Annotated in this window: 22 protein-coding genes; 15 read left to right on the top strand and 7 right to left on the bottom strand. The window is 41.0% G+C overall.

Annotation, left to right across the window (positions count from 1 at the left end):
* Window positions 1–54: 54 nt before the first annotated feature.
* The 8 genes from recJ to ACMUMJ_RS10390 all read left to right on the top strand — a co-directional run bounded on the left by recJ (window position 55) and on the right by ACMUMJ_RS10390 (window position 9929).
* On the top strand, window positions 55–1782 hold the full coding sequence (gene recJ, locus ACMUMJ_RS10425) for a single-stranded-DNA-specific exonuclease RecJ (RefSeq protein WP_414678767.1): 1728 nt from the start codon (window positions 55–57) through the stop codon (window positions 1780–1782).
* 84 nt (window positions 1783–1866) lie between these two features.
* Window positions 1867–2709 carry a bifunctional methylenetetrahydrofolate dehydrogenase/methenyltetrahydrofolate cyclohydrolase FolD gene (folD, locus tag ACMUMJ_RS10420; protein WP_414678766.1) on the top strand — a complete coding sequence of 281 codons (843 nt, stop codon included), beginning with the start codon at window positions 1867–1869 and terminating at the stop codon, window positions 2707–2709.
* A gap of 116 nt (window positions 2710–2825) precedes the next feature.
* A complete protein-coding gene (locus ACMUMJ_RS10415) occupies window positions 2826–3416 on the top strand; it encodes a UPF0149 family protein (protein WP_414678765.1) in 591 nt (196 codons plus the stop codon).
* A gap of 38 nt (window positions 3417–3454) precedes the next feature.
* Window positions 3455–4759 carry an aminopeptidase P N-terminal domain-containing protein gene (locus ACMUMJ_RS10410; RefSeq protein ID WP_414678764.1) on the top strand — a complete coding sequence of 435 codons (1305 nt, stop codon included), beginning with the start codon at window positions 3455–3457 and terminating at the stop codon, window positions 4757–4759.
* Window positions 4760–4799: 40 nt separating this feature from the next.
* A complete protein-coding gene (locus tag ACMUMJ_RS10405; RefSeq protein ID WP_414678763.1) occupies window positions 4800–5996 on the top strand; it encodes a UbiH/UbiF/VisC/COQ6 family ubiquinone biosynthesis hydroxylase in 1197 nt (398 codons plus the stop codon).
* A gap of 132 nt (window positions 5997–6128) precedes the next feature.
* Entirely contained in the window at window positions 6129–7157 is a 1029-nt protein-coding gene (locus tag ACMUMJ_RS10400; protein WP_414678762.1) for a Fe(3+) ABC transporter substrate-binding protein, read from the top strand.
* A gap of 29 nt (window positions 7158–7186) precedes the next feature.
* The gene (locus ACMUMJ_RS10395; protein WP_414678761.1) at window positions 7187–8839 is read left to right on the top strand and encodes an ABC transporter permease; all 1653 of its coding nucleotides are present in this window, start codon (window positions 7187–7189) and stop codon (window positions 8837–8839) included.
* Between the two features lie 22 nt (window positions 8840–8861).
* A complete protein-coding gene (locus tag ACMUMJ_RS10390) occupies window positions 8862–9929 on the top strand; it encodes an ABC transporter ATP-binding protein (protein ID WP_414678760.1) in 1068 nt (355 codons plus the stop codon).
* A 95-nt stretch (window positions 9930–10024) separates the two neighbouring features.
* Here the strand turns inward: ACMUMJ_RS10390 and ACMUMJ_RS10385 are convergent, their stop codons facing one another.
* The gene (locus ACMUMJ_RS10385) at window positions 10025–10228 is read right to left on the bottom strand and encodes a hypothetical protein (protein WP_414678759.1); all 204 of its coding nucleotides are present in this window, start codon (window positions 10226–10228) and stop codon (window positions 10025–10027) included.
* 168 nt (window positions 10229–10396) lie between these two features.
* Entirely contained in the window at window positions 10397–10858 is a 462-nt protein-coding gene (locus ACMUMJ_RS10380) for an aminotransferase class III-fold pyridoxal phosphate-dependent enzyme (protein WP_414678758.1), read from the bottom strand.
* 231 nt (window positions 10859–11089) lie between these two features.
* Between ACMUMJ_RS10380 and ACMUMJ_RS10375 the strand changes: the two genes are divergently transcribed.
* Window positions 11090–12286, top strand: a complete 1197-nt coding sequence (locus tag ACMUMJ_RS10375; protein WP_414678757.1) for a class I SAM-dependent rRNA methyltransferase — start codon at window positions 11090–11092, stop codon at window positions 12284–12286.
* Between the two features lie 106 nt (window positions 12287–12392).
* Here ACMUMJ_RS10375 and ACMUMJ_RS10370 read toward each other — a convergent pair whose 3' ends face one another.
* Entirely contained in the window at window positions 12393–13055 is a 663-nt protein-coding gene (locus ACMUMJ_RS10370) for a histidinol-phosphatase (RefSeq protein WP_414678756.1), read from the bottom strand.
* Window positions 13056–13189: 134 nt separating this feature from the next.
* Here ACMUMJ_RS10370 and ACMUMJ_RS10365 point away from each other — a divergent pair, with 134 nt between their 5' ends.
* The 5 genes from ACMUMJ_RS10365 to folA all read left to right on the top strand — a co-directional run bounded on the left by ACMUMJ_RS10365 (window position 13190) and on the right by folA (window position 18279).
* Window positions 13190–13693 (top strand): RNA pyrophosphohydrolase, encoded by a 504-nt coding sequence (locus ACMUMJ_RS10365; protein WP_414678755.1) that lies wholly within the window; start codon window positions 13190–13192, stop codon window positions 13691–13693.
* A gap of 20 nt (window positions 13694–13713) precedes the next feature.
* On the top strand, window positions 13714–16005 hold the full coding sequence (ptsP, locus tag ACMUMJ_RS10360) for a phosphoenolpyruvate--protein phosphotransferase (protein ID WP_414678754.1): 2292 nt from the start codon (window positions 13714–13716) through the stop codon (window positions 16003–16005).
* A 26-nt stretch (window positions 16006–16031) separates the two neighbouring features.
* Window positions 16032–16835 carry a prolipoprotein diacylglyceryl transferase gene (lgt, locus tag ACMUMJ_RS10355; RefSeq protein WP_414678753.1) on the top strand — a complete coding sequence of 268 codons (804 nt, stop codon included), beginning with the start codon at window positions 16032–16034 and terminating at the stop codon, window positions 16833–16835.
* 79 nt (window positions 16836–16914) lie between these two features.
* Window positions 16915–17748, top strand: a complete 834-nt coding sequence (locus tag ACMUMJ_RS10350) for a thymidylate synthase (protein ID WP_414678752.1) — start codon at window positions 16915–16917, stop codon at window positions 17746–17748.
* 27 nt (window positions 17749–17775) lie between these two features.
* Complete coding sequence (gene folA, locus ACMUMJ_RS10345) at window positions 17776–18279, top strand: type 3 dihydrofolate reductase (RefSeq protein ID WP_414678751.1); 504 nt, start codon at window positions 17776–17778, stop codon at window positions 18277–18279.
* Window positions 18280–18342: 63 nt separating this feature from the next.
* Here folA and ACMUMJ_RS10340 read toward each other — a convergent pair whose 3' ends face one another.
* The 3 genes from ACMUMJ_RS10340 to ilvD all read right to left on the bottom strand — a co-directional run bounded on the left by ACMUMJ_RS10340 (window position 18343) and on the right by ilvD (window position 22681).
* The gene (locus ACMUMJ_RS10340; RefSeq protein WP_414678750.1) at window positions 18343–19578 is read right to left on the bottom strand and encodes a PAS domain-containing protein; all 1236 of its coding nucleotides are present in this window, start codon (window positions 19576–19578) and stop codon (window positions 18343–18345) included.
* A 31-nt stretch (window positions 19579–19609) separates the two neighbouring features.
* Window positions 19610–20452 (bottom strand): 23S rRNA (adenine(2030)-N(6))-methyltransferase RlmJ, encoded by an 843-nt coding sequence (locus ACMUMJ_RS10335; RefSeq protein WP_414678749.1) that lies wholly within the window; start codon window positions 20450–20452, stop codon window positions 19610–19612.
* Between the two features lie 384 nt (window positions 20453–20836).
* Entirely contained in the window at window positions 20837–22681 is a 1845-nt protein-coding gene (gene ilvD / locus ACMUMJ_RS10330) for a dihydroxy-acid dehydratase (RefSeq protein ID WP_414678748.1), read from the bottom strand.
* Window positions 22682–22894: 213 nt separating this feature from the next.
* On the opposite strand from ilvD, the gene ACMUMJ_RS10325 reads away from it, so the two are divergent.
* Window positions 22895–24037, top strand: a complete 1143-nt coding sequence (locus ACMUMJ_RS10325; RefSeq protein ID WP_414678747.1) for an EAL and HDOD domain-containing protein — start codon at window positions 22895–22897, stop codon at window positions 24035–24037.
* Between the two features lie 534 nt (window positions 24038–24571).
* Here ACMUMJ_RS10325 and ACMUMJ_RS10320 read toward each other — a convergent pair.
* A complete protein-coding gene (locus tag ACMUMJ_RS10320) occupies window positions 24572–24808 on the bottom strand; it encodes an EamA family transporter (protein WP_414678746.1) in 237 nt (78 codons plus the stop codon).
* Window positions 24809–24813: the final 5 nt, after the last annotated feature.

The following is a 24813-nucleotide window of genomic DNA, read 5'->3' as shown; positions in this document are numbered from 1 at the left end:
TTATTAAATGAGTCAAAGAATTCTCAGTCGGCACGTTTGGAAATATAAAATGCAATGAAAAAACATATTAAGCAACGAACAATAGACGAGGCCTTTACGCCTTTTTCACATCAATACCCTTTGACCTTGCAGAAGATTTTATATTCGCGTGGTGTTCGATCGGATGAGGAGTTAGGTTATCGTTTGCAGTCATTACTGCGGCCTGACTTATTGAAAGGGGTAAAAGAGGCTGCTGTTTTATTAGCTGATGCGATTGAAGCAGAGAAACGTATTCTTATTGTGGGTGATTTTGATGCGGATGGAGCGACCAGCACTGCGCTTGGTATTTTAGCTCTCAATGCAATGGGGGCTGTTGATCCAGATTATTTAGTGCCGAACCGATTTGAGTTTGGTTATGGGCTCACGCCTGAAATTGTAGAAGTTGCCGCTCTGCGAAAACCGGATTTGTTGATGACGGTAGACAATGGCATTTCGAGTATCGAGGGCGTTGCGGCCGCAAAATCACTTGGCATGAGTGTGATTGTTACGGACCATCACTTACCCGGTGATAATGAACCTGATGCGGACGCTATTGTGAACCCAAATCAACATGGATGTGGCTTTGAAAGTAAGTCTATGGCGGGCGTTGGGGTGATTTTTTACGTTATGAGTGCCTTACGAGCAGAACTAAGTTCTCGACAGTGGTTTGTAAAGCACCACATAGCTGAGCCAAAAATGGCAGAGTACTTAGATTTGGTGGCATTAGGCACGGTAGCGGATGTGGTGCCGTTGGACCCCAACAATCGAATACTTGTGTATCAAGGTATAAAGCGAATTCAAGCTGGATTTGCCCGCCCAGGAATTTTAGAATTACTTAGTATTGGTGGCCGTGAGCACACTAAAATAAAGGCATCAGATTTAGGGTTCGTTGTTGGCCCACGATTAAATGCTGCGGGTCGGTTGGATGATATGTCGGTAGGTATTGAGTGTCTGTTAAGCACGCACAATACTCACGCAAGATCGATTGCTCAAAAACTGGACCAATTAAATAGAGAGCGAAAAAGTATTGAATCGGACATGAAGGCTCAGGCTGAATTTGTCTTGCAAGACTTACTGGAAGAAACCAATTTACCAAACGGCGTGTGCTTTTATGATGAGGACTGGCATCAAGGAGTGATTGGTATTCTAGCCTCTAGAATGAAAGACAAATGCTATCGTCCTGTTATTGCTTTTGCTCAAGCGGAAGCAGGGATGATTAAAGGGTCTGCCCGCTCAATTCCTGGGTTACACATCCGCGATGCACTAGATGTCATAGCAAAACGTCATCCTGACTTACTTAGTAAATTTGGAGGGCATGCCATGGCTGCGGGCATGAGTATTCAAGAGAAGGATTACGTGCGCTTTTCCAGTGTCTTTAATGATGTAGTCACTGAGCTGGTGAGTGAAGATCAATTGCAAGCTCGTATATTGACTGATGGCGCGCTATCTGCTGAAGACTTCAGTTTGAGTTTTGCCGAATTAGTTCGCCATAGTGGCCCATGGGGACAGCACTTTCCTGAACCTGTATTTGAAGGCGTGTTTGAGGTTCTTCAGCAAAGGATTGTTGGTGAAAAACACCTCAAACTGTTAGTGAAAGACCCTCTGTCTGATTTATTTCTGGACGCTATTGCTTTCTTTATAGATTTAGACAGTTGGCCGAATCAGGCTCAAAAGGCGAAAATTGTTTATAAGCTGGAAATCAATGAATTTCGAGGGCAAAAAAACTTACAATTATTAGTTGATTATATTGAAATAATTGAGTGACATTGGCTACGGCCTTGTTGGAAATTGAGATATAATGCTGATCCCCTATTCACTCACTTATTTTTTTGCAGGAGTTCTTTTATCATGACTGCACTGGTTCTTGATGGCAAACTTTGTGCCGAAGAAACTGAAACACGTTTGAAAGCACAAGTTGCTGAATTAAAAAGCCGTACTGGTGGTACGCCAATTTTAGCGACGATCCTTGTCGGTGGTGATCCAGCTTCTGCCACGTACGTTAAAATGAAAGGGAATGCGTGTCGCCGTGTTGGTATGGATTCCATGGCTATTGAGCTTTCTGAAGAAACCACGACGGACGAACTGCTTGCTCAAATAGAAGAGTTGAATAATAACCCAGATGTGCACGGTATTTTGTTGCAACATCCAGTGCCACCTCAGATTAATGAACGTGCTTGTTTTGATGCTATTGCTGCGCGAAAAGATGTGGATGGTGTTACTTGTTTAGGCTTTGGTCGTATGGCCATGCAGGAACCTGCGTATGGTGCTGCGACACCAGCAGGTATTATGCGTTTGCTTGAAAGTTATGAAATTGAGTTAGAAGGCAAACACGTTGTTGTTGTCGGTCGCAGTCCTATTTTAGGTAAGCCAATGGCATTGATGATGTTAAACGCAAACGCAACGGTAACCATCTGTCATTCACGTACAAAGAATTTACCTGAATTGATAAAACAGGCTGATGTTGTAGTCGGTGCAGTTGGAAGGCCTGAACTGATTAAGGCTGATTGGATTAAAGATGGTGCTGTTGTTGTAGACGCTGGTTACCATCCTGGTGGTGTTGGCGATATAGAATTAGCACCTTTAGCAAATAAAGCATCTGCTTATACACCTGTTCCTGGTGGTGTTGGGCCAATGACGATTAATACATTGATATTGCAAACTCTTGAGTCTGGCTTAAAGCATTTGAGCTAATCTGGGCTTTCTTTATCGTAAAGGGATGTCTTAAAAGTACAAATGTATATTCACGGAAAGCCGCAACTATGCGGCTTTTCATTTTCTATTCTTATTTTGTAGTGGATTGGTAGTTTATGTCTACGGAACTATTAAAAGACGCGTTAGATTTTGATTTATTAGCAGATGTTTTTGTAACCGAATCAATCAGTGCTTCTCCAGCTGAATTGCATGGACAGCTATGTGGCTACCTTGCGTCAGGTGTTGGCTTGCCATTGGAAGATTGGCTGGCGATGGTTGTTGAGTTTTGTGATGTTGAAGCTTGGAAAGAAGCAGCAAGTCGTAAAGCTATTGTTGATTTGTATTCCTCTACTTTAACCTTGTTTCAAAATGGCGAATACGCGTTAGTACCTGCGATTGCAGATGAAGATGCGCCACTAAATGAGCGAGGAGTAACGCTTGCTCAATGGTCGCACGGTTTTTTAGCGGGCTATGGCCTATCTGGACAGAAAAAGAATTTATCAGAAGAAACCACCCAGGTTCTGAGAGATTTTGCGAACGTATCGGCAATGCAAGCTGATATGCAAGAGTTAGAAGACAATAACGATAATGAAGCAGACTTGACGGAGCTTGTAGAGTACGCTCGTTTGTCTGCGCTGTTATTGTATTCAGAGCATTACGATGTACAGCCAGATGCAGAGCAAAAAAATCGTAACCAAGTACACTAAAATAGCATTACTCATACTGAAATAGGTTGGATGAACTTATGACAAAATTATCAAATGCATTGTATCAATCGCGCCGAAACCAAGTAATGGATTCTTTACCTAATGGGTCGGTGGTGGTATTACGTACGGGTGGCCTGTGTACGCGAAATAATGATTGTGAGTATGAGTTTCGTCCTAATAGTAACTTTTTTTATCTAAGCGGTTTCCCTGAGTCCGATGCGTATTTGATCATTAACAGTGATAGGCAGTCTCATTTGTTTTCTTTACCAAAAGATCTGGAGAAAGAACAATGGGAAGGTTTTCGCTATGGTGATGATGCGGTGCAGGTATTCGGTGTTGATGAAGTGCAGTCTCTTACGTGTTTGGATTCTGCAGCCTTAGCTATGTTAGACGGTGCTGACAATGTGGTATTCCCTTTTGATGACACACCCTTAAATGAAAAAGTAAATGCATGGCGATCGACACTGATAAAGCGTGCTCGTGCGGGTGCCGTTGCGCCTTCCACCTTTCAAGATCTTGCACCAATTTTGTCTGAAATGCGCCTGATCAAACACGAGGAAGAAATTTCACTAATGGAAAAGGCGGCACAAATTAGCGTTGTTGCCCATAGAGCAGCGATGCAATCTGTTAAGCCTACGATGATGGAGTATCAATTAGAAGCCGAATTAAATTATCAATTTATGAAAGCTGGATCTCGTCATCTTGCGTACACTAACATTGTCGCGTCGGGAGCAAATGCTTGCACCTTACATTACATTAATAACCAAGATAAGATTCATGATGGTGATCTGATTTTGATTGATGCTGGGTGTGAACTGGGCTGTTACGCCTCAGATATTACTCGTACTTTCCCTGCGAATGGCCGCTTTAGTGAAGCCCAAGCGGCTTTGTATCAAATTGTGCTGGATGCTTATTATGCTGGCTTTGCAAAACTACGTGTCGGTGAGAAGTATGAATCTTGTCATAATGCTGCAGTTGAAACCATCACTGCAGGTCTTATTAAACTTGGGTTATTGAAAGGTGAATTGGATTCTTTGATAGAGAACAAGGCATACCGTGCATTCTATATGCATAATACAGGGCATTGGATTGGACTTGATGTGCATGATGTGGGTTCTTATAAAGTGGATGGGCTATCAAGGCCGTTAGAAGCGGGAATGGTACTGACGCTAGAGCCTGGTATTTATGTGTCGAAAGATAATATGAACGTTGATTCAAAATGGCGAGGAATTGGCATTCGAATTGAAGATGATATTGTTATTACGAATGATGGCCCTTATGTTTTAACCCATGGGTTGCCAAAAGAAATTTCAGATGTTGAAGCGCTTATGTCTAGTGAATAAGATGATCTAAATTTACGGTTGGATGAGAGTAGAGAATAAAATGGCAAATACTTATGATGTGGCGGTTATTGGTGCAGGAATGATGGGTGGGGTAACGGCTTCTTTGTTAGCTCAAAATAGCCTGTCTGTTGCCCTCATTGACCCTTCTTCTGGAAAAGTTAAGCTGTCTTCTCCTCCTTATTATGATACTCGGGTAAGCGCGCTATCAACGGCCTCTCAATTGCTAATGGAGCGTGCTGGCATTTGGAAAACGCTTCCTATAGAAAGACTTTTACCCTATCAAAGCATGAAAGTTTGGGACGGGTTAGGAACAAGTGAGATTGAATTCCAGTCAACGGATTTTGGCGTTATGTCTTTGGGGTGTATGGTTGAAAATGCGGTTTTGACAGACGCTTTGATGACACAAAATACATCATTTAAAAATGTCGATACTTTTTTTGGTGAGCGAGTTGTTGAGTTTGATTCTCAAGAAAAAGAGGTTGTTATTACGCTGTCGTCAGGGAAAAAAATTCGTTCTGCATTAATGATTGCAGCAGACGGGGCGAATTCGTTTGTTAGACAGGAAGCGGATTTTCAATGTCGAGAATGGGACTACGGTCACTGTGCAATCATTTCTACGATTGAAATTGACCGCTCTCATGAGAACACGGCTTGGCAAGCATTCGGTGAGGAGGGCGTTTTAGCTTTTTTGCCTTTACCTCGTGTTGAAGGCCGTCACTTTGTTTCGATTGTTTGGTCTGTCTCTCCAGAAGATGCAGAGCAGCTTTGCCAATTAAATGAAACCGATTTCTGTCAACGCTTAAGCTATGCATTATCTGGTCATTTTGTAGTATTGGCAGAATTATCGCAACGACTTTCCATTCCTTTAAAGCAACGACATGCAACAGAATATGTTAAAAACCGGATTGCTCTGGTTGGTGACGCGGCACACACGATCCACCCTCTTGCTGGGCAAGGGGCAAACATTGGTTTTGCCGATGTTGAGGTGTTGGTTGATATTGTTAGCTCAGCCTTTAAGAGGCAAGATGACATAGGGCGGTTAGCTTTATTAAGGCGCTATCAGCGAGCACGGATGTTGAATAATCTGCAAATGGCGGCAGGAATGGAATCCTTTAAGAGAACGTACACTACTCAGAACCCTATCATTGTACAAATTCGTAATATGGGAATGAATGTTGTCAATGGCTGTTTTACCTTTAAGCGCTCCGTTGTTTCTAAAGCTTTTGGCGGCAGTTGAGTTGAAATAAAGATAACGAATAAAAAATTATTTTTTCTGTCTAGTTAGTGAAAAGGTATTAGTAATGGTAATTGTTTTCATTTATAGTCTTGCTAATTGAATTAATCTACTCTTTATAAAGGTGATATTTCCATGAAAAAAACAGCGTTGGCTTTGCCTGTACTCGCGTTAATGAGCCTCTTATCAAATACTGTGATCGCATCAGATGAAGTTAATCTGTACTCCGCTCGACAAGAAGCCTTGATCTTACCTTTACTTGTGAATTTCACAAAAGAGACGGGTGTCATGGTGAACTTAATCACAGGCTCTGATGATCAGCTATTGAGGCGCTTACAAGTCGAAGGCGACGCCAGCCCTGCGGATTTGTTTATTACTGTTGATGCTGGGCGTCTACACCGAGCAAAAGAAGCAGGTGTTCTGCAACCTATAGAAAGCGATGTGTTAACAGAAAAAGTACCTAGTAATTTAAAAAATGTAGATAATTATTGGTATTCATTGTCACAAAGAGCACGAGTGATTTTCTACGCGAAAGATCGAGTGACTCCCGAAGAGTTATCAACGTATGAAGATTTAGCAGATCCAAAATGGAAAGGAAGACTGTGTATTCGCTCATCTGGAAATATTTATAATCAATCCTTAGTGGGTTCTATGCTTGAAGCTGCTGATGAAGCTCATACCCAAGAATGGCTCAATGGTTTAGTGAAAAACTTTGCTCGTCCTCCCGTAGGTGGTGATACAGACCAACTGAAAGCGGTTGCTGCGGGTGAATGTGACATTACAGTAGCAAATACGTATTATTTTGGACGACTGGTTAATAGTAAAAAAGCGGAAAGCCAAGCGGTTGCTGAGAAGCTTGGCGTATTCTGGCCTAATCAAGGCAAAGGTGATCGTGGTGCTCATGTAAATGTAAGTGGTATTGGTGTGACTGCATCGTCAGAAAACAAAGAAAATGCGATAAAATTGATTGAGTTTCTTCTGTCTGATAAATCTCAAACTTGGTATGCTGAAATAAATAATGAATACCCAGTAGTAAATGGCATTTCTCCTCCATCATCATTGGCACAATATGGTGAATTTAAATCTGATCAGCTTAATTTAACCAAGCTGGGTGAAAACAATCGCAGAGCGGTTGAGATGATGGACATTGCCGGTTGGAAGTAGTTTTAAAAATGTCTAAATGTTGAGAGAACATGTCGAATAATGTGTTAACTGCCCATTCAGGGAAATCTGGAAGTGGCTGGCTAAAGGGCGTATCTATCGCCCTTTCTGTCGTTTTATCCTTACCGATTTTGGTTGTTTTAAGTCATGTGGTTCTAGGCGATGCCTCGGTCTGGAATCATTTAGTGGATACGGTCTTATTTGGTTATATCTCTAATTCATTGTACTTAATGGGAGGTGTCACCTTCGGAGTTTTGTTATTCGGTGTGCCTACCGCTTGGTTAACCAGTGTTTGTGTCTTCCCAGGACATAAATGGCTGTCTGTTGCTTTATTACTTCCTTTAGCTGTGCCTGCTTATATTATTGCTTATACCTATACTGGTTTTTTTGATTATGCGGGCCCTATACAGACATTGATTCGAGACATTACGGGCTTGGGGTATGGCGAATATTGGTTTTTTACGGTGCGTTCTTTACCAGGTGCTATCGTAATGTTGTCCCTGGTTTTATACCCTTATGTTTATTTAATGGCTCGGGCTGCTTTCTTAGAGCAATCTTCAAACACACTCGAAGTTAGCCGTACGTTAGGTTATGGCCATAGGCAGTCTTTTTTTAAATTAGGTCTACCATTAGCTAGACCAGCTATTGTAGCTGGGGTTACGTTGGTGTTAATGGAAACATTAGCAGACTACGGAACCGTGCAGTTTTTCGGTGTAAATACGTTTACCACAGGCATTTTTCGTACCTTTTATGGGTTTGGTGACGCGGTCGCTGCGTCCCAATTGGCTGCTACTTTGCTGTTTTTTGTAACACTGCTTATTTTACTTGAACGCTATTCAAGGCGTAAAATTCGTTACCATTCTTCAGGGTTAAACAAAGCCAGCAATCGAAAAATAGAACTTAAAGGCGCATATGGAATCAGCGCTTTACTGTTTTGTATGATACCCGTTTTGTTTGGATTTATATTTCCAGTATTACAGCTTGCTTACTGGGCGGTATTTGATTCTATAGGCTTAGACAATAGCTTTTTTAAACTGGCTTGGAACTCCCTTTCCCTAGCATTTATCGCCTCTTTGATGGCTGTTTTTTGTGCGTTAGTTTTATCTTACGCGAGTCGCCTTTTTCCCCGAAAATCGATTAATGCGGCGGTTTCCATGTCTGGGCTAGGGTATGCGCTTCCTGGCACCATCATCGCCATCGGTGTGATTATTCCGTTTGCATGGGTTGACCATCAAATCATTAATGCAGTGAAAACGGTCACTGGAGAAAAAACAGGGTTATGGCTCTCAGGCACCATTTTTGCGCTGTTATTTGCCTATACTGTTCGCTTTATGGCGGTGTCTCTTGGTGCTGTTCAAAGTGGATTAGGGAAAATCAAACCAAGCTTAGATATGGCTGGGCGCTCGTTGGGATTAACCCCTCTTGGTGTGTTGAAACAAATTCATGTTCCCTTGCTAAAAGGGTCAGTGCTCACGGCATTATTGATTGTCTTTGTTGATGTTTTAAAAGAGTTACCTGCGACTCTAATTCTACGACCTTTTAATTTTAATACCTTGGCGGTTAGAGCATTTGAATTGGCTTCTGATGAGCGCTTAGCCGATGCAGCACCTGCGTCAATAATGATTGTTTTAGTCGGCCTGATACCTGTTACATTACTCAGTCGTTCCATTTCATCCCGTAATTAAATTGATATAGAGATCCACATACATGTCCGTCTTGTCTTCAACAAAATCTGAATTATCCATTGAAAATGTCGTGATTGCTTACGGTGATGTACAAATTATTAATGGTGTTAGCTTTTCTTTAAAAGAAGGTAAAATTGGCTGTTTACTTGGTCCTAGTGGATGCGGAAAATCGACGTTGTTACGTGCAATCGCTGGCTTTGAACCTTTGAGACAAGGTGAAATTTATATTGATGGTGAGTTACTCGCATCTGCGGAGTTTGTTGTCCCTCCCGAAGAAAGGCGGTTTGGGATGGTGTTTCAAGACATTGCGCTTTTTCCTCATCTAACGATCTTGGAAAACATTGCTTTTGGCATCAGACATTGGAGTAAGCAAGAGAAGGAGTCAAGGGTTTCTTACTTATTGGACTTGGTCGGTCTTCCTGGATTCGAAACGCGTTACCCTCATTCATTATCAGGTGGGCAACAGCAACGAATCGCCCTTGCTAGAGCCATTGCTCCAAAACCAAGATTATTATTAATGGATGAACCTTTTTCAGGATTGGATACCAAATTAAGAGAAGAGCTGGTTCCTGAGATACGACAGATTCTTTTGCAAGAGAAAATGAGTGCGATATTGGTGACCCACGATCAATTAGAGGCTTTTTCAATGGCTGATCAAGTTTCTGTTATGAGTGGAGGAAGTATCCATCAAACAGGATCTGCGTATCAAATTTACCACAAACCAGATACACGTTTTGTTGCAAGTTTTATTGGTCACGGTGATTTTTTAGCTTCTGTTGTGTGTGGTGATAATTGTGTCCATTCAGACCTTGGAGAAATTAAAGGCAGTACATTGCATGGTTATTCTGATGGTGAAAAAATTGACTTGTTGGTCAGGCCTGATGATATTCTGCATGATGATGACAGTGATTTTCAAGGGCTAATCGTGAGCAAGTGGTTTCGAGGATCCCATTTTTTATACCGGGTGAGGCTGCCTTCTGGCAAGGTTGTGTATTGTTTTGCATCGTCACATCATGACCATTTGATTGGGCAAGAGATTGGTCTTTCGGTTCATTTGGACCATCTTGTATTGTTTCCAAGAGAGTCCTAGTGAGCCTAAATTTACATACTAGTACCTAACACAGTGATTATGACAAGTTGAGCTCTTTATAGGCTTTGGTAAATCTTGCTCTGGTTTGGTCAACATTAAACATCCTGTTTAACTTTTTGTTTTAATTGCTGATCATACCCGTCAAGTTCTTCATCTAACTCCATGAGCCTGTTTTGCTGACGCCTTAACAACTGTCTGAAATAGTCACAAAGTTCGTTGCTGGAGTTTTCATAAATACCCGCCAGCTCCTTCTTGAGTACCGTTCCTCCTTTAAGGAGAACAGTATCATACCCTGTCAATAACCCTCGCACATGGTTAATTAGCTGTGTTCAGTCGATAGATGGCGGCGCATTTGCAAAAAAGAACGTTCATCCTGTTGTTCTATTTTTCTGATTGCCACGGACCGTATAGCGCCATGTTGACTTGCTTCTGCTATGGCACGAGCATCATTGTTATGATATCTGGTTTCAACTCAGCCTCTGAAAAAGCAAAAAAACTCCCGTGCGGCCACAACCGGTTTGAATTTCATCAACGATCAGCATAGCCCCATTCCGTTTTGCTAGTGTTTCGACAGATTGAAGCCATTTTTTACTAGCTGAATTCAGCCCTCCTTCATCTTGAACTATTTCAAGAATTATAGCTGCAGGCTCAGTGATTCTACTTGATGGATCATTTAATAATTTTTCTAAAAGAACGGAACTATCAAAGCCATCGCCTAGATAGTTGTCATAAGGAATTCTGGTAACGTTTGTGAGCAAAGGATCTGAAGAGTGACGATGATGTTGATTGCCTGTAAGGCTTCCAATATCAAGAATCATCACCGTGTGTTTAATAGATGTGACTTTTCTAGGAAGGCCGTAGTAAGACGAATTGATCAACTCTAAAATGGCTGCTGACAAATCGACATCTTGAGATATGATGTCTGACATTCGGTATATGTCTGGGTCAGGCATCGCCTATTTCATGTTTAAATCGACCATCACTTGAGGCTGTTTAGGGGATAGTGATGCCTTGCAAGATGAGATTTCATTGGAATCCAGTAATTTCTGTAGACATTCTGACCCTTTCAGTTATACAAAAAGTAATAAAGCGTGTATGTTGCATTAGCAAAAAACAGTTGAGTATTTATAATAGCGTTTTTAAAGGTTTGGGTGGAAATTTTGAGCATAATTCGACTAAAAGGGCAGGCTGATCGACGTTTGCGTGCTGGACATCAATGGATATACAGCAATGAGATTGATACAAATACGACTCCATTAAAGCAATTCGTCGCAGGTGATCAGGTTGTGGTCGAAGCGGCGAATGGAAAAGCAATAGGGATGGCAACGGTTAACCCTAATACTTTGATTTGTGGTCGATTGTACAGTCGTGAAGTTGGAGCTGTGTTAAATAAATCATTGATAGTTCACCGTTTGAAAATTGCATTGTCGTTAAGAGAAATGACATACAAAGGGCCATATTACCGTTTGGTCTTCGGGGATTCTGATGGGCTGTCAGGGTTGGTTGTGGATCGCTTTGGTGATGTCTTAGTCGTGCAAATTTCTACCGCTGGTATGGAAAAAGTTAAACAAGAAATTATTGAAAGCTTAATTGAAGTGGTGAAACCTGAAGCTATTTTGATGAAGAACGACGGTAAAATGCGTTCGGTTGAAGGAATAGAAAGCTATGTTGAGGAAGTCTATGGCACCGTTCCTCAAGAAGTTTTTATCCAAGAAAATGATGTGTTGTTTCAAGTTCCTGTTTGGGACGGGCAAAAAACCGGTTGGTTTTATGATCACCGAGAAAATCGCAAAACAATGCAAAATTTCTGTGATGGGAAAAGAGTATTGGATGTGTTTTCTTACATTGGAGGTTGGGGTGTTCAAGCGGCGTTTGCTGGTGCAACGGATGTGACTTTTATTGATGCTTCTGAAAGTGCGCTTGGTCATGTAGAGGCAAACTTGCAACTCAATCAATATGAAGGTCATTCATCATTAATGCATGGCGATGCATTTGATGCGATGCAATCTTTAATTGCTGAGAAAGAACGCTTCGATGTGGTTGTTATGGATCCCCCTGCTTTTATTACTCGTCGTAAGGACATTAAAGCAGGAGAAGGGGCGTATCATAGGGCCAATCAATTAGCGCTTCGTTTGGTTGCAAAAGGCGGTATTCTTGTGACGGGATCGTGTTCTATGCATCTACAAGAATCTAGATTGCATGACATCGTACGCAGTAATACTCGATCATTAGAGCGTTTTTCGCAGTTGATTTATCGCGGGACTCAAGCTACTGACCATCCAGTACACCCTTCAATTGAAGAAACTGAATATCTAAAAGCGCTGTTTTATCGTGTTCATAATAATATGGGCCTTTAATCTCCATAGTATCTCGAAAATAGGCCTGCTACTCACATTCGATACTCGCTTCGAATAGCAGGCTTTTATCCACATGCTGAGACAAGAGGGTTTATCCGCACCTTCCTTAAGCACTGTCTCTCAAAGATATGTGAGGCCAGCCCCTTTCTTTTGCGATGCTTGTAAGAGATTTGTCTGCATTTACTGCAACGGGGAAATCAACCAGCTCTAACAGTGGTAAATCATTATGAGAATCACTGTAAAAATAACTGCCTTCTAATGTATGTCCTGTTTCCTTTAGCCAATCATTTAGACGGGTAACCTTACCTGCTTGAAAGCTTGGAACACCGACAATGTTTCCAGTGTACTTGCTATCAACTTTTTCCGGAACCGGTGCGATTAAATGATCCATTTTTAACTCTGCGCTGATTGGACCTGTTACAAATTGATTTGTTGCCGTAATGATTAATAAAAAGTGGTCTTTGCTTCTATGGCTTTCAATCAAGTTCAATGCTTTTTGATGAATCATTGGGCGAATTTTGGATTCCATAAATGCTTGATGCAGATCATGTAGTTCGTTTTCAGTAAAACGACTTAAAGGCGCCAAACTAAATCTAAGATATTCATGGATATCTAAAGTACCTGCTACATAGTCTTGGTAAAAGCGATCATTCGCTGTTTTGTATGCATCGACATCGACCAATTTTTGTTCAACTAAAAATTGCCCCCAGCTGTAGTCACTGTCCCCTTCTAAAAGGGTCCCATCCAAATCGAATATTGCGAGCGTCACGTTTTGTCCTCAATTGGTACGAATATGTGAAAGTATAATGGCCTTACAGAGAAATAACATCACTCTTAATTGTTAAGCGTGATGAAATATGGAACAATGAAATGAATTACATTTTAGTTTTAAGGTAGTGTCTCGTGATTGATGCAGACGGATATAGGCCGAATGTAGGCATCATACTGATGAATGAACGAGGCCAGCTTTTATGGGCAAGGCGAATTGGTCAGAATGCATGGCAGTTCCCTCAGGGTGGTATCAAAAATGATGAGACCGCAGAAGACGCTCTATTTCGCGAATTGAAAGAAGAAGTTGGTTTAGAGCCTCATCAAGTAGAAATTGTTGGAAAAACACGTGGCTGGTTACGGTATCGCTTACCTAAACGTATGTTACGTCATAATAGTAAGCCTCTCTGCATAGGTCAAAAACAAAAATGGTTTTTGCTTTCTATTCGATGCCCTGATGCTGATGTATGTGTCGATGGGACAGATTGCCCGGAATTTGATGGTTGGCGTTGGGTTAGCTATTGGTACCCTCTGGGCCAGGTTGTTGCTTTTAAAAAGGATGTCTATCGTCGAGCTCTAAAAGAATTAATTCCAAACGCACATAGATGGCTAGATAAGGTGAATAGGTCTGTGGCTTGAGGTTAGATAAAAGGAAAAATATGCTAAATTTGTTAAGGCGTATAACGCAGGAAGTAGCCGCGGCAGAATCATTATCTGCGGCCTTGGATATTATCGTTCGTCGTGTGAGACGGACGATGCGTACAGAAGTGTGCTCTGTCTATCTAGTTGATCCTAGTTCTAAAGAATATTTGTTGATGGCAACCCGAGGGTTAAACCTTGATGTGGCTGGTAGCGCAAGTTTAAAACCTAATGAAGGTTTGGTGAGTCTTGTTGGTCGTAGGGCTGAGCCGGTTAATTTAGAAGATGCGCAGAAGCATCCCGAATTCCATTTGCTAAAAGGCACTGGAGAAGAGCGTTATAAATCTTTTCTTGGCGTTCCTATTATTCATCATCGTGAAGTGCTTGGTGTGTTGGTTGTCCAACATGAAGATAAGCGTCGTTTCGATGAAGGTGAAGAAGCGTTTTTAATTACCCTGTCTGCTCAGCTTGCCAGTATTATTGCTCATGCTGAAGCAACAGGTGCAATGACTGTTTTTAACAAGTCAAAAGACATAACCCATACCGATTTACGTTACAAAGGCATTCCCGGTAGCTCAGGTGTGGCGATCGGTACTGGTGTGGTTGTCTATCCACCCGCTGATTTAAATGCGATCCCAGATCGTATATCAGATAATCCCCAGCATGAAATTGATAGCTTTAGATCTGCTTTAGAAGGGGCTCGAACCGACATCCGAAAAGTAAGTAGCCGTCTTAGTCAGCACCTTTCTTCTGATGAAAAAGAGCTATTTGATGTTTATCTAAAAATTTTAGATGACAATACGATTGCTCTTGAGGTTGAGGATAAGATCAAAGAAGGCAACTGGGCTCAAGGTGCTTTGCGTCAAGTATTTCTCGCGCACATTGCCCAATTTAATATGATGGATGATACCTATCTTCGGGAAAGAGCTTCGGATATTCGGGATTTAGGTTGTCGAATTCTTTCTCACTTGCAAGAAAACTCTCCTAATACAGCCAGTCATTTTTCTGAGCCTGCTATTGTAATAGGGGAAGAGTTGACCGCATCTATGTTGGGCGAAATACCTTTAGATAAAATTAAAGGTCTTGTTTCTGTTATGGGTTCTGGTAACTCTCATGTTGCAATCTTAGCTAGAGCTATGGGGATTCCAACCGTAATGGGTGCGATGGATCTACCTTATTCTCAACTGGATAAAAAAAGCATTATTATTGATGGTTACTCAGGCAAGATTTTTACGAATCCATCTGAGAAAATGATCGAAAGTTATCAACAAGTTGTTGATGAACAAAAAATTCTTGAAGAAGAGTTTCAAACATTAAAAGACCTACCCTGTGAAACAAAAGACGGTCATAGAATGTCGTTGTTTGTGAATACGGGATTGTCTGCAGACATCGGGTTATCTTTAGATCGTGGTGCGGAGGGCATCGGTCTTTATCGAACTGAAGTGCCTTTCATGGTACGAGAACATTTTCCGACAGAAACAGAGCAAGAACAGATTTATCGTCAACAATTGGAGGGGTTTGCGCCTGCACCAGTGACCATGAGGACTTTGGATATTGGTGGTGATAAAGCCCTGCCGTATTTTTCTATTGAAGAAGAAAACCCATTTTTAGGATGGCGTGGTATTCGAGTTACACTAGATCATACCGAAATTTTTCTAGGCCAAGTTCGAGCGATGATTAAAGCCAGCTCAGGTTTGCATAACCTAAAAATAATGTTACCTATGATTTCTAATGTGGCGGAAGTAGAAGAAGCTCAGTCGCTAATTCGTCGTTCTTACATGGAAGTAAAAGAAGAAGGCTACGATGTGGTGATGCCAGATGTGGGTGTGATGATTGAAGTACCCGCTGCCGTTTATCAAGTGAAAGCATTGGCTTCTATCGTCGACTTTATGTCTGTCGGTAGCAATGATTTAACTCAGTATCTTCTCGCGGTGGATCGTAATAACCCGAGAGTCGCTGACTTATACAATCCTTTTCATCCTGCGGTATTACATGCCTTAAGAAATATTGTGGCGGAAGTAAAGCATGAAGGTATTGGCCTGAGTGTTTGTGGTGAAATGGCGGGCGACCCTATGGGAGCGATTTTATTAATGGCGATGGGATACGATACGCTTTCAATGAGCTCCACAAACTTGCCAAAAGTAAAGGCGGTGATACGTAACATTAATGCAGAACAAGCGAATGATATGTTAACTCAAGTGATGAGTTTGGTGCATGCTGATGCTGTTACCCAAACGATGACTCGCCTGATGAGAGAAGCGGATATTGAGCGTTTGGTTCGACCAAGTAACACCAATCAATCTATACATTAGTGATATTTAGATAAAGGTTAAACAGAATGATTGATTACCCAAACATTGACCCTGTTGCGATCTCACTTGGTCCCCTTTCTGTTCACTGGTATGGCATTATGTACCTTATTGGTTTTGCTGGTGCCTACTTATTAGGTGCATATAGAGCAAAACAATCGAATGGAAAGTGGACTGTAGATCAAGTAAGTGATGTGATTTTTTACGGGGCGATGGGTGTCATTTTAGGTGGTCGAATTGGATACGTTTTGTTTTATCAATTCGACGGATTATTAAATGACCCATTGAGCTTGTTTCGTATATGGGAAGGCGGCATGTCTTTTCATGGTGGTTTATTAGGTGTGATTGTTGCCATGTGGTTATTTGGTAAGCGTTACAAAAAACACCTTATTGATGTTACTGACTTTATAGCGCCTTTGGTGCCTATTGGTCTTGGTGCGGGTCGAATCGGTAACTTTATTGGTGGTGAATTATGGGGTAAAGTGACCGATGTGTCATGGGGGATGGTATTTCCTACGGATACAAGTCAGCTTATTCGTCATCCTTCTCAGTTGTATCAATTTGCACTAGAAGGTGTTGTTCTATTTTCCATTTTGTGGTTTTTTTCACAAAAAGAAAAACCAAGATACTGTGTTTCAGGTGCATTTCTGTTCTTTTATGGTGCCTTTAGAGTTGTGGTTGAGTTCTTCCGTCAACCTGACGCGCACATTGGTTATCTAGCGTTTGGTTGGTTAACACAAGGTCAATTATTGTCTGTTCCTATGCTGATAGGAGGTGCTGTGTTAGTCGCTTATGGATTCAGGTCAGTAAAACCGTTAACACACTCGGTTTGATCTCCTAATAATAGCTATAAAACGTGCTCTAAAAAATGCTAGAATCTGTGGCATTTTTTAGAGCGTATTAGGTGATTTTATGACTCCTTATCTGCAACTCTTGCAAGATGTTTTAGACAATGGTCAGTTTAAAAGCGATCGCACTGGTACCGGTACCTACAGTGTTTTTGGTCGCCAAGTTCGCTATGACCTACAAGACGGTTTTCCTTTACTTACGACTAAAAAATTGCATGTTCGGAGCATCTTGCACGAATTATTGTGGTTTCTTAGTGGTGATACAAACATTCGTTATTTGAAAGACAATGGTGTGAGTATTTGGGATGAATGGGCGACAGAAGAGGGTGAACTCGGCCCTGTATATGGTGCGCAATGGCGTAACTGGAAAGGAGACGATGGAAAGGTATACGATCAAGTCGAGACATTAGTGGAAGGGTTGAAGAATAACCCTTCAAGCCGTCGTCATATCCTCAATGGTTGGAATGTTGCCTATCTTCCAGATGAAACTAAAAAGCCATGGGAGAACGCTGCTGCGGGCTTAATGGCATTGCCTCCATGTCATCTGTTGTACCAATTTTATGTTTGTAACGGAAAGCTGAGCGCGTCACTTTATATCCGTAGCAACGACTTATTCTTAGGCAACCCTTACAATACGGCATCTTTAGCATTTTTAACGCATATGCTGGCACAACAATGTGATCTAGAGCCGGGTGAAATTGTTATTTCTATAGGTGATTGTCACTTATATGCAAACCATTTAGAGCAAGCTAAGCAACAATTGGAAAGAAAACCTTCTACGTTGCCAACACTGTCCATTTCACGTAAAGCAGATTCTATTTTTGATTATCGTTTTGAAGATTTCGAAATTGTAGGCTACGAACCACAACCTCATATATCGGCTCCTATTGCGATATAAGTTACTGATAAATTACTGAGAATTATTATGTTGTCTTTGATCGTTGCTATGTCTGAGAATCGAGTGATTGGGATTAATAATGCCTTACCTTGGCATTTGCCTAATGATTTACAGTATTTTAAACGTATTACAATGGGAAAGCCGATTGTAATGGGGCGTAAAACCTTTGAATCCATTGGCCGGCCATTACCAGGAAGACGAAATATTATTATTAGCCGCCAAGAGGGTTTACACTATGATGGTGTGGATTGCATTCAAACGGTAGAAGGTGCTGTCTCTTTAGGGGAAAGTATCGCTTTTGTGGAAGGGCATGAAGAAATCATGGTGATTGGTGGCGCTCAAATTTATCAACGGGCGTTACCGATAGCGGATCGTCTTTATATTACGCATGTTCATTCAGATATTACTGGAGACGCTTACTTTCCTGAAGTAGATTGGTCGCTTTTTAACGAAGTCGCACGAGAAGACTTTTTAGCAGAAGGACCTAACCCTTATAATTATAGTTTTGTCGTGTATGACCGTATTTCGTAGCTAATAGATTTATAAAAGCGTTCAATAATGCCGCTCAGGGTCATAACTCAGCGGCATTTTTATTTAATTTAACGCAACTTTTATATTGGATTGAAGGCAAGACTCAACGGCAATATTTGCACTTTCCGCCAACTCTTCTATTGTTTCTCCATCTTCAGGGAAAACCGCCATACCTGCGCAGAGTTTTAACTCTCTAGTTACGTCTGTTGTTAGTTCAACTGTTAGAATTGGGTCTGGCTCAACCAAGTTAGAGAGCAATTTTTGGGCTTCTTTGATGCTGGTATTGGGTAGTAAAAGCAACAGTTTTTCTGGCTCTACTCTTGCTAATACGTCAGCTTCACGAATATGGCTGTAAACATATTGGCTAGAAGCTCGAATGGCAGCATTTTTATCTTGAGCAGATAAACCTGTTAAGCACTCATCAAATCCGATATTGATTTTTACCATAATCAGAGGCGTGTATTGTCGTTTTGCAAGACCCAATTGCTTTTTGAAGTGAGAGATAGCTGCGCCATGGTTTAATAAGCCTGTTAATTCATCGTATGTGGCCTGATTACGTAAATGCTCTTCTAGTGCTTTTTGAGAGCTTATGTCTTCCATAAAACCAATGATCTTCGCAATTTTTCCTTCACTATTTTTAGAGTAAGTGCGTCCTCGCTCTTTGACCCATAGATAAGTGCCATCTGACCTACGAATCCGATATTCTTCTTCGTAGTAATCACCATTCGCTTTTAAATGTTCAAACAAGGTGTTTTGTAATTGAGCAATGTCGTTTGCATGTACTAAGCTATGCCATTCTTCTGTTGATTGAGGTGCGTCAATTGGCTCGCAACCTAAAAGCATCGAGATGGATTCGGAACAAACCACTAAATCGCCTTCTGTTTCCCATAACCAGAGACCTGATGAGGATTCAGTAAGGGCAAATTTGAGAAGTGTATTTTCGGCAGAAGACAGATCCATGTAATCGGTGCTGTAGACGCAAGCAAGATAATGATCGTCATCAATAGATTGGAAGCCTAATTCAGTGCTAATAACAAGATCACCAATTTGAATGTTTTCTTGGCAGCGGTCAATGCTTCCCATATCAATTTCATTTGATAACCAATCCCATTTTTCTTGTTCTGAAGAGGTTGCACTCAGCATTAGCCAATGTTCAGGTGGAGAAACAACTTGATTTGCAAATAACGCTCTAAATCCTTGGTTGGAGCCTACGATCTTACCGCTTACTCTTTCTATCACAAATGCCGGGGTTGGCATAAAATCAAACGCGGATTTAAAAATGTTATGTTTACTTTGCATTTCTCCTCTCCTTTTCATCAGTATTAAATGCTTATTCGGGCGTTATCCAACGAACTTGAAATGCCGCGTTAGAGTTTTCACCTAAAATTGATGCTAACGTGGGTAAGTATTGTTTCGCTTTTGTTTCTAATGTCCATGGCGGATTGGTGATAATCATACCACTTCCATTCATTCCTTGATCCGCGTCGGCGTCACGAATTAATAACTCTATAAGTAATGTATTGCGAATTCCTTTAGATTTTATAGAGTTAATTAAACTGTCCGCTTGGCGGCGAGATAGTACAGGATACCATATGGCGTAGGTTCCAGTAGGAAAACGCTTGTATCCATCTAATAATGCACTGACAACAGCTTGATAATCTTTTTTGACTTCATAAGGCGGGTCCATTAGAACAAAGCCACGTTTTTGGGGAGGTGGTAACATCGCTTTTACGGCCGCAAAGCCATCGCCTTTTTGCACATTCGCTTTGCGTTTGTTTGGGAAGTGCCCTGCTAATATCGGAAAGTCATTTGGATGCAATTCACACAAATGCATTTTATCTTTTTGTCTTTGGTAATGCGCCACGACTTTTGGGCTGCCGGGGTAAGTGAGTAGTTCATTTTGTGCATTCATTGATTGAACAATATTAACAAACTCCTCAATGGGCTCGGGTAATTTTTTTGCTGCTATCAGTTTTGCAATTCCAGACTCAAACTCTTTGTTTTTTTGAGCTTGTATTGAGGCAAGAGGATATTCACCAATTCCTGCATGAGTATCTAGGTAAAAAAAGGGGGCTTCTTTTTTTGTGAAGTGTTGGCAAATTTGGCTAACAATAATATGCTTTAAAATATCTGCATGGTTGCCAGCATGGTAAATATGGCGATAACTCAGCATAGAAATCCTTGAAGATTCGGTATACGAAAAACAGAAAGTTAAATTATAGTAAAACTCGCACAATTAGAGCGATGAATTTTAAATAAAGAAAAGATAAGTGACATAATTCATTGTATATAGGTGGTTATTATAGTCGTTAAAACGATCTAATAATATGTACAAATGACAGTGTGCTGATTGTTGATTTTAGGTAAAGGTATTTTCTGCGAGAGAAAAGAAGCGTTAAGCGTTGTAAGCAGCAATATGTTTTAATTATTGCATAGGATATCGTGCAAGAATAATGCAAAAATACATCCACACTGCGATGTGTAAGCAGTATGGATGTGAAGTAAGCTTTGTTTTTATGGTAATGATGCTGTGCAAGCCATCACTATAATAAATGACTTACTTTAATAAAGATGTGTCTCTGACTGCACCTTTATCTGCACTTGTTGCGAAGTGTGCGTATACCTTTAGTGATGTTGTTACTTTTCTTGGGCGATCTTTAGCGGGTTGCCATGCCTGGTCACCTTTGGCTTCCATTGCAGCACGACGAGCGGCTAATTCTTCATCGGAAAGTAAAACATTAATGGTTCTATTTGGGATATCAATTCTAATAACATCACCTGACTCAACTAAACCAATGGCACCGCCGGATGCCGCTTCTGGAGACACGTGACCAATAGACAGACCAGAAGTGCCGCCAGAGAAACGGCCATCAGTCAAAAGTGCACAGGCTTTACCTAGACCTTTTGATTTGATGTAAGACGTTGGATAAAGCATTTCTTGCATGCCTGGGCCGCCTTTAGGACCTTCATAACGAACAATAACGACTTCACCTGCTTTTACTTTGTCTTCTAAAACATTGCTTACGGCTTCATCTTGAGACTCAGTAATATGAGCAGGGCCTTCAAATACTAGGCAAGATTCATCTACCCCTGCACTTTTCACGACACAACCATCTAGCGCGATGTTTCCGTATAGTACGGCTAAGCCACCTTCAAGGGAGAAGGCGTTTTCAATTGAGCGAATGCAGCCGTCTTCACGATCACCGTCAACAGAAGTCCAACGAGTCGATTGGCTAAACGCCGTTTGTGTTGGGATGCCTGCTGGACCTGCACGGAAAAACTTTAATATTTCCGGGGTCGGATTACGCATAATGTCCCATTTATCCAACGCGTCAGACATTGTCGCGCTGTGAATGGTTGGAATATCACTGTGTAATAAGCCTGCGCGATCTAGCTCACCTAAGAGGCCAAATATGCCACCGGCTCTGTGCACATCTTCCACGTGATATTTAGGAGAATTTGGTGCCACTTTACAAAGTTGAGGGATTTTACGAGACAGTCGATCAATGTCTTTTAATGTAAAGTCGATTTCTGCTTCTTGAGCCATTGCCAATAAATGCAGAATCGTATTGGTTGAACCGCCCATAGCGATATCTAACGCCATCGCATTCTCGAATGCTTTAAAACACGCGATTGCACGAGGTGCCAAATTAAACTCATCGTTATCGTAATAACGTTTAGTGATATCAACGATACGGTGGCCCGCTTCTTTAAATAGACGCTCTCGATCCGAGTGAGTCGCTAAGGTCGTACCGTTTCCCGGTAGACTTAATCCAAGCGCTTCTGTTAGGCAGTTCATCGAATTAGCCGTGAACATACCAGAGCAAGAGCCACAAGTTGGGCACGCAGAGCGTTCGTAGGCGGCAACTTTTTCATCTGATGCTTCAGAGTCGGCAGCAATGACCATTGCATCAACTAAATCTAATTTGTTTTCAGACAGTTTTGTTTTACCTGCCTCCATTGGACCACCAGAAACAAAGATGACAGGAATATTTAAGCGTAATGCTGCCATTAGCATCCCTGGTGTGATTTTATCGCAGTTAGATATGCAAACTAGAGCATCGGCACAGTGTGCGTTAACCATATATTCAACTGAGTCAGCAATCAGATCTCGAGACGGTAAGCTGTAGAGCATGCCGTCGTGACCCATTGCGATACCGTCGTCAACTGCGATAGTATTAAATTCTTTTGCAACGCCGCCTGCTGCTTCGATTTCACGAGCAACAAGTTGGCCCATGTCTTTTAAATGCACATGGCCAGGGACAAACTGAGTAAATGAGTTTGCGACAGCGATGATTGGTTTATGAAAATCTTCATCAGTCATTCCAGTTGCGCGCCATAAAGCGCGAGCACCCGCCATATTTCTACCTGATGTAGTTGTCTTTGAGCGATAAATTGGCATTGATAACCCCACATTGATTTTACTTTTGTAATTTTGTTATGTTATCAAGTTTATTACTAACACCCAATTGCATTTTTTATTGTTTTATAGCTTCACTAACAGGTAATGTTAGCGATAAGGTCAATTTACGACGCAATTAATTGAAAATTACTGAGCGCTAATATGAATGTCACGATAGCACGTCAACCTATTTTTACAACTAAACAGGAGATCATGGGATATGAACTTTTGTATAGGAAAGACTTAAATGCTTTAAATGCAGAGTTGTTTGATGACGTCAGTGCCACCGCCCAAGTTATTTCTGGTAGTTTGCTAGAAATAGGGATGGACAACATGGTGAGGGGGAATAAAGCCTTCATCAATTTTCCAAGAGCGTATTTGATGAACCCAAGCGGTGTTCCTCTGGATAAGTCTCAAGTTGTTATCGAGATACTGGAAAATTCAGGGTTTGATGCTTTATTACTAGCGTCGTTAAGAAAATGGGTAAGCGCAGGCTATAAGTTGGCTTTAGATGACTTTGTGTATGAACCTAAATTGTTACCCTTTGTTGAGCTAGCAACCTATGTGAAACTGGATTTACAGAGCCTGGGTCGAGATTGCTTTATGCAGCAGATGGATGCCCTGAAGGGTTTTAAAGTCAAAATCATTGCAGAAAAAATAGAAACTTGGGAAGAATTTAACTTTTGTGAGGTATTAGGTGCGGATTATTACCAAGGGTATTTTTTCGAACGACCAGAAGTGATTAGTAAAAAAGCGACGAAAGTTAGCAGAATGGCATTATTACAGTTGATGGCTGAACTTTTGAAAGCGGACAATCTAAATGTCGATGAATTGGAGTCCATTGTCAGTGGAGACATCGGATTGGTTCATAAGCTCCTGAAGTTCCTTAACTCTCCTATATCTGGGCTTGCTGCCAGTGTTGACTCTGTCAGATTGGCAATTGTTTTGGTGGGCGTCGATCATTTAAAAGCGTTAACCAATTTGTTATTAATGTCTGAATTGGTGGGCGATCGTCATGTCTTATTAGAATCGATACTTTTACGCGCGAAACACGCCGAATTACTCTCGATAAGATTAGGCCATGACCATAACGAAAAGTATTTCTTAGCAGGTATGCTTAGCATGATGGATTCTTGCGTTGGTATTAGCTTACCTGAAGTTCTAAAGCAGCTCCCTTTACCTAAAGAGTTTACTAATGCCATTATTGAGCGTAATGGTAATGTCGGTAATGTTCTGGATATTGTGGAACAATTTAATAAAGGGCATAAAGTGATTAGCTCGGTCCCTATTGATGATCTTAAATCATCCTATGTGGATACATTGAAATGGGTCGATAGCTTCTTATCCGTAATATAATAATAAGGAATGTAAGACAGTTCTTACGTTCCTTGTAAGTCATTATTTCTTGTTCTGTACGACTTCTTGATAAAATCTTGTGATTTTTATTTAAGATTTTGATTTTATTGATTTTTATTTATTTTTTCTTGTTTTTTGACCTCATTGATTAGTCCGAAAATAGTGGTATTCTAAACACGTCTGAACGGAATCTCACGGATTGAGGAAGTACATGATGAACTTAAAACAGGATGTTTTTTTGGATAGGACCTTGCTGATTATGGATAAGCAATATCACGGATGATGCAAACGGATTTGAAGGGCTTATGGATTAAGTCATGATACTTGGAAGTTTAGATATTATGATGATGTTTAAAATGGATTTTATACTCATCGGATGAGTCGCAGACTCGGATGTCAGCGATAAAAAAAAGACGGCATTAGCCGTCTTTTTTTTAGGTGCTAAAATATGTAGTCGTCCCTGAATGTATTTCAAGTCATTGAAATATAATGGATTTTATACAATTTTTATCTATAACTGCAACATTTATAGTTCTATTCATCTTTAGTCCCTTTCATTGAAATAATAATACCGATGGTTGTTAAAATAACTCCAATAGTTTCGTATTCAGTTGGTACTTCAAATAGAAATAGAAACCCTCCACAAATAGCTATTGCAGGTACTAAAGCTCCGAAGAGAGACCCACGTGCTGCGCCAAGCTTTTGAACTGCTAATGAATAAAGCCATAATCCCAAGATAGCTGCGACTATGCCTTGGCTTACACCATGCACTAACC

Origin of the sequence: Marinomonas phycocola (assembly GCF_047525455.1) — a bacterium.
GTDB lineage: Bacteria > Pseudomonadota > Gammaproteobacteria > Pseudomonadales > Marinomonadaceae > Marinomonas.
Note: the sequence above shows the minus strand (reverse complement) of the source record. Positions and strands in the feature narration are given on the sequence as shown.

Excerpts from the sequence above, each read along its gene's own strand:
- recJ (WP_414678767.1), top strand. The coding sequence starts at position 55 with ATGAAAAAACATATTAAGCAACGAACAATAGACGAGGCCTTTACGCCT.
- folD (WP_414678766.1), top strand. The coding sequence starts at position 1,867 with ATGACTGCACTGGTTCTTGATGGCAAACTTTGTGCCGAAGAAACTGAA.
- ACMUMJ_RS10415 (WP_414678765.1), top strand. The coding sequence starts at position 2,826 with ATGTCTACGGAACTATTAAAAGACGCGTTAGATTTTGATTTATTAGCA.
- ACMUMJ_RS10410 (WP_414678764.1), top strand. The coding sequence starts at position 3,455 with ATGACAAAATTATCAAATGCATTGTATCAATCGCGCCGAAACCAAGTA.
- ACMUMJ_RS10405 (WP_414678763.1), top strand. The coding sequence starts at position 4,800 with ATGGCAAATACTTATGATGTGGCGGTTATTGGTGCAGGAATGATGGGT.
- ACMUMJ_RS10400 (WP_414678762.1), top strand. The coding sequence starts at position 6,129 with ATGAAAAAAACAGCGTTGGCTTTGCCTGTACTCGCGTTAATGAGCCTC.
- ACMUMJ_RS10395 (WP_414678761.1), top strand. The coding sequence starts at position 7,187 with ATGTCGAATAATGTGTTAACTGCCCATTCAGGGAAATCTGGAAGTGGC.
- ACMUMJ_RS10390 (WP_414678760.1), top strand. The coding sequence starts at position 8,862 with ATGTCCGTCTTGTCTTCAACAAAATCTGAATTATCCATTGAAAATGTC.
- ACMUMJ_RS10380 (WP_414678758.1), bottom strand. The coding sequence starts at position 10,858 with ATGTCAGACATCATATCTCAAGATGTCGATTTGTCAGCAGCCATTTTA.
- ptsP (WP_414678754.1), top strand. The coding sequence starts at position 13,714 with ATGCTAAATTTGTTAAGGCGTATAACGCAGGAAGTAGCCGCGGCAGAA.
- lgt (WP_414678753.1), top strand. The coding sequence starts at position 16,032 with ATGATTGATTACCCAAACATTGACCCTGTTGCGATCTCACTTGGTCCC.
- ACMUMJ_RS10350 (WP_414678752.1), top strand. The coding sequence starts at position 16,915 with ATGACTCCTTATCTGCAACTCTTGCAAGATGTTTTAGACAATGGTCAG.
- folA (WP_414678751.1), top strand. The coding sequence starts at position 17,776 with ATGTTGTCTTTGATCGTTGCTATGTCTGAGAATCGAGTGATTGGGATT.
- ACMUMJ_RS10340 (WP_414678750.1), bottom strand. The coding sequence starts at position 19,578 with ATGCAAAGTAAACATAACATTTTTAAATCCGCGTTTGATTTTATGCCA.
- ACMUMJ_RS10335 (WP_414678749.1), bottom strand. The coding sequence starts at position 20,452 with ATGCTGAGTTATCGCCATATTTACCATGCTGGCAACCATGCAGATATT.
- ilvD (WP_414678748.1), bottom strand. The coding sequence starts at position 22,681 with ATGCCAATTTATCGCTCAAAGACAACTACATCAGGTAGAAATATGGCG.
- ACMUMJ_RS10325 (WP_414678747.1), top strand. The coding sequence starts at position 22,895 with ATGGGATATGAACTTTTGTATAGGAAAGACTTAAATGCTTTAAATGCA.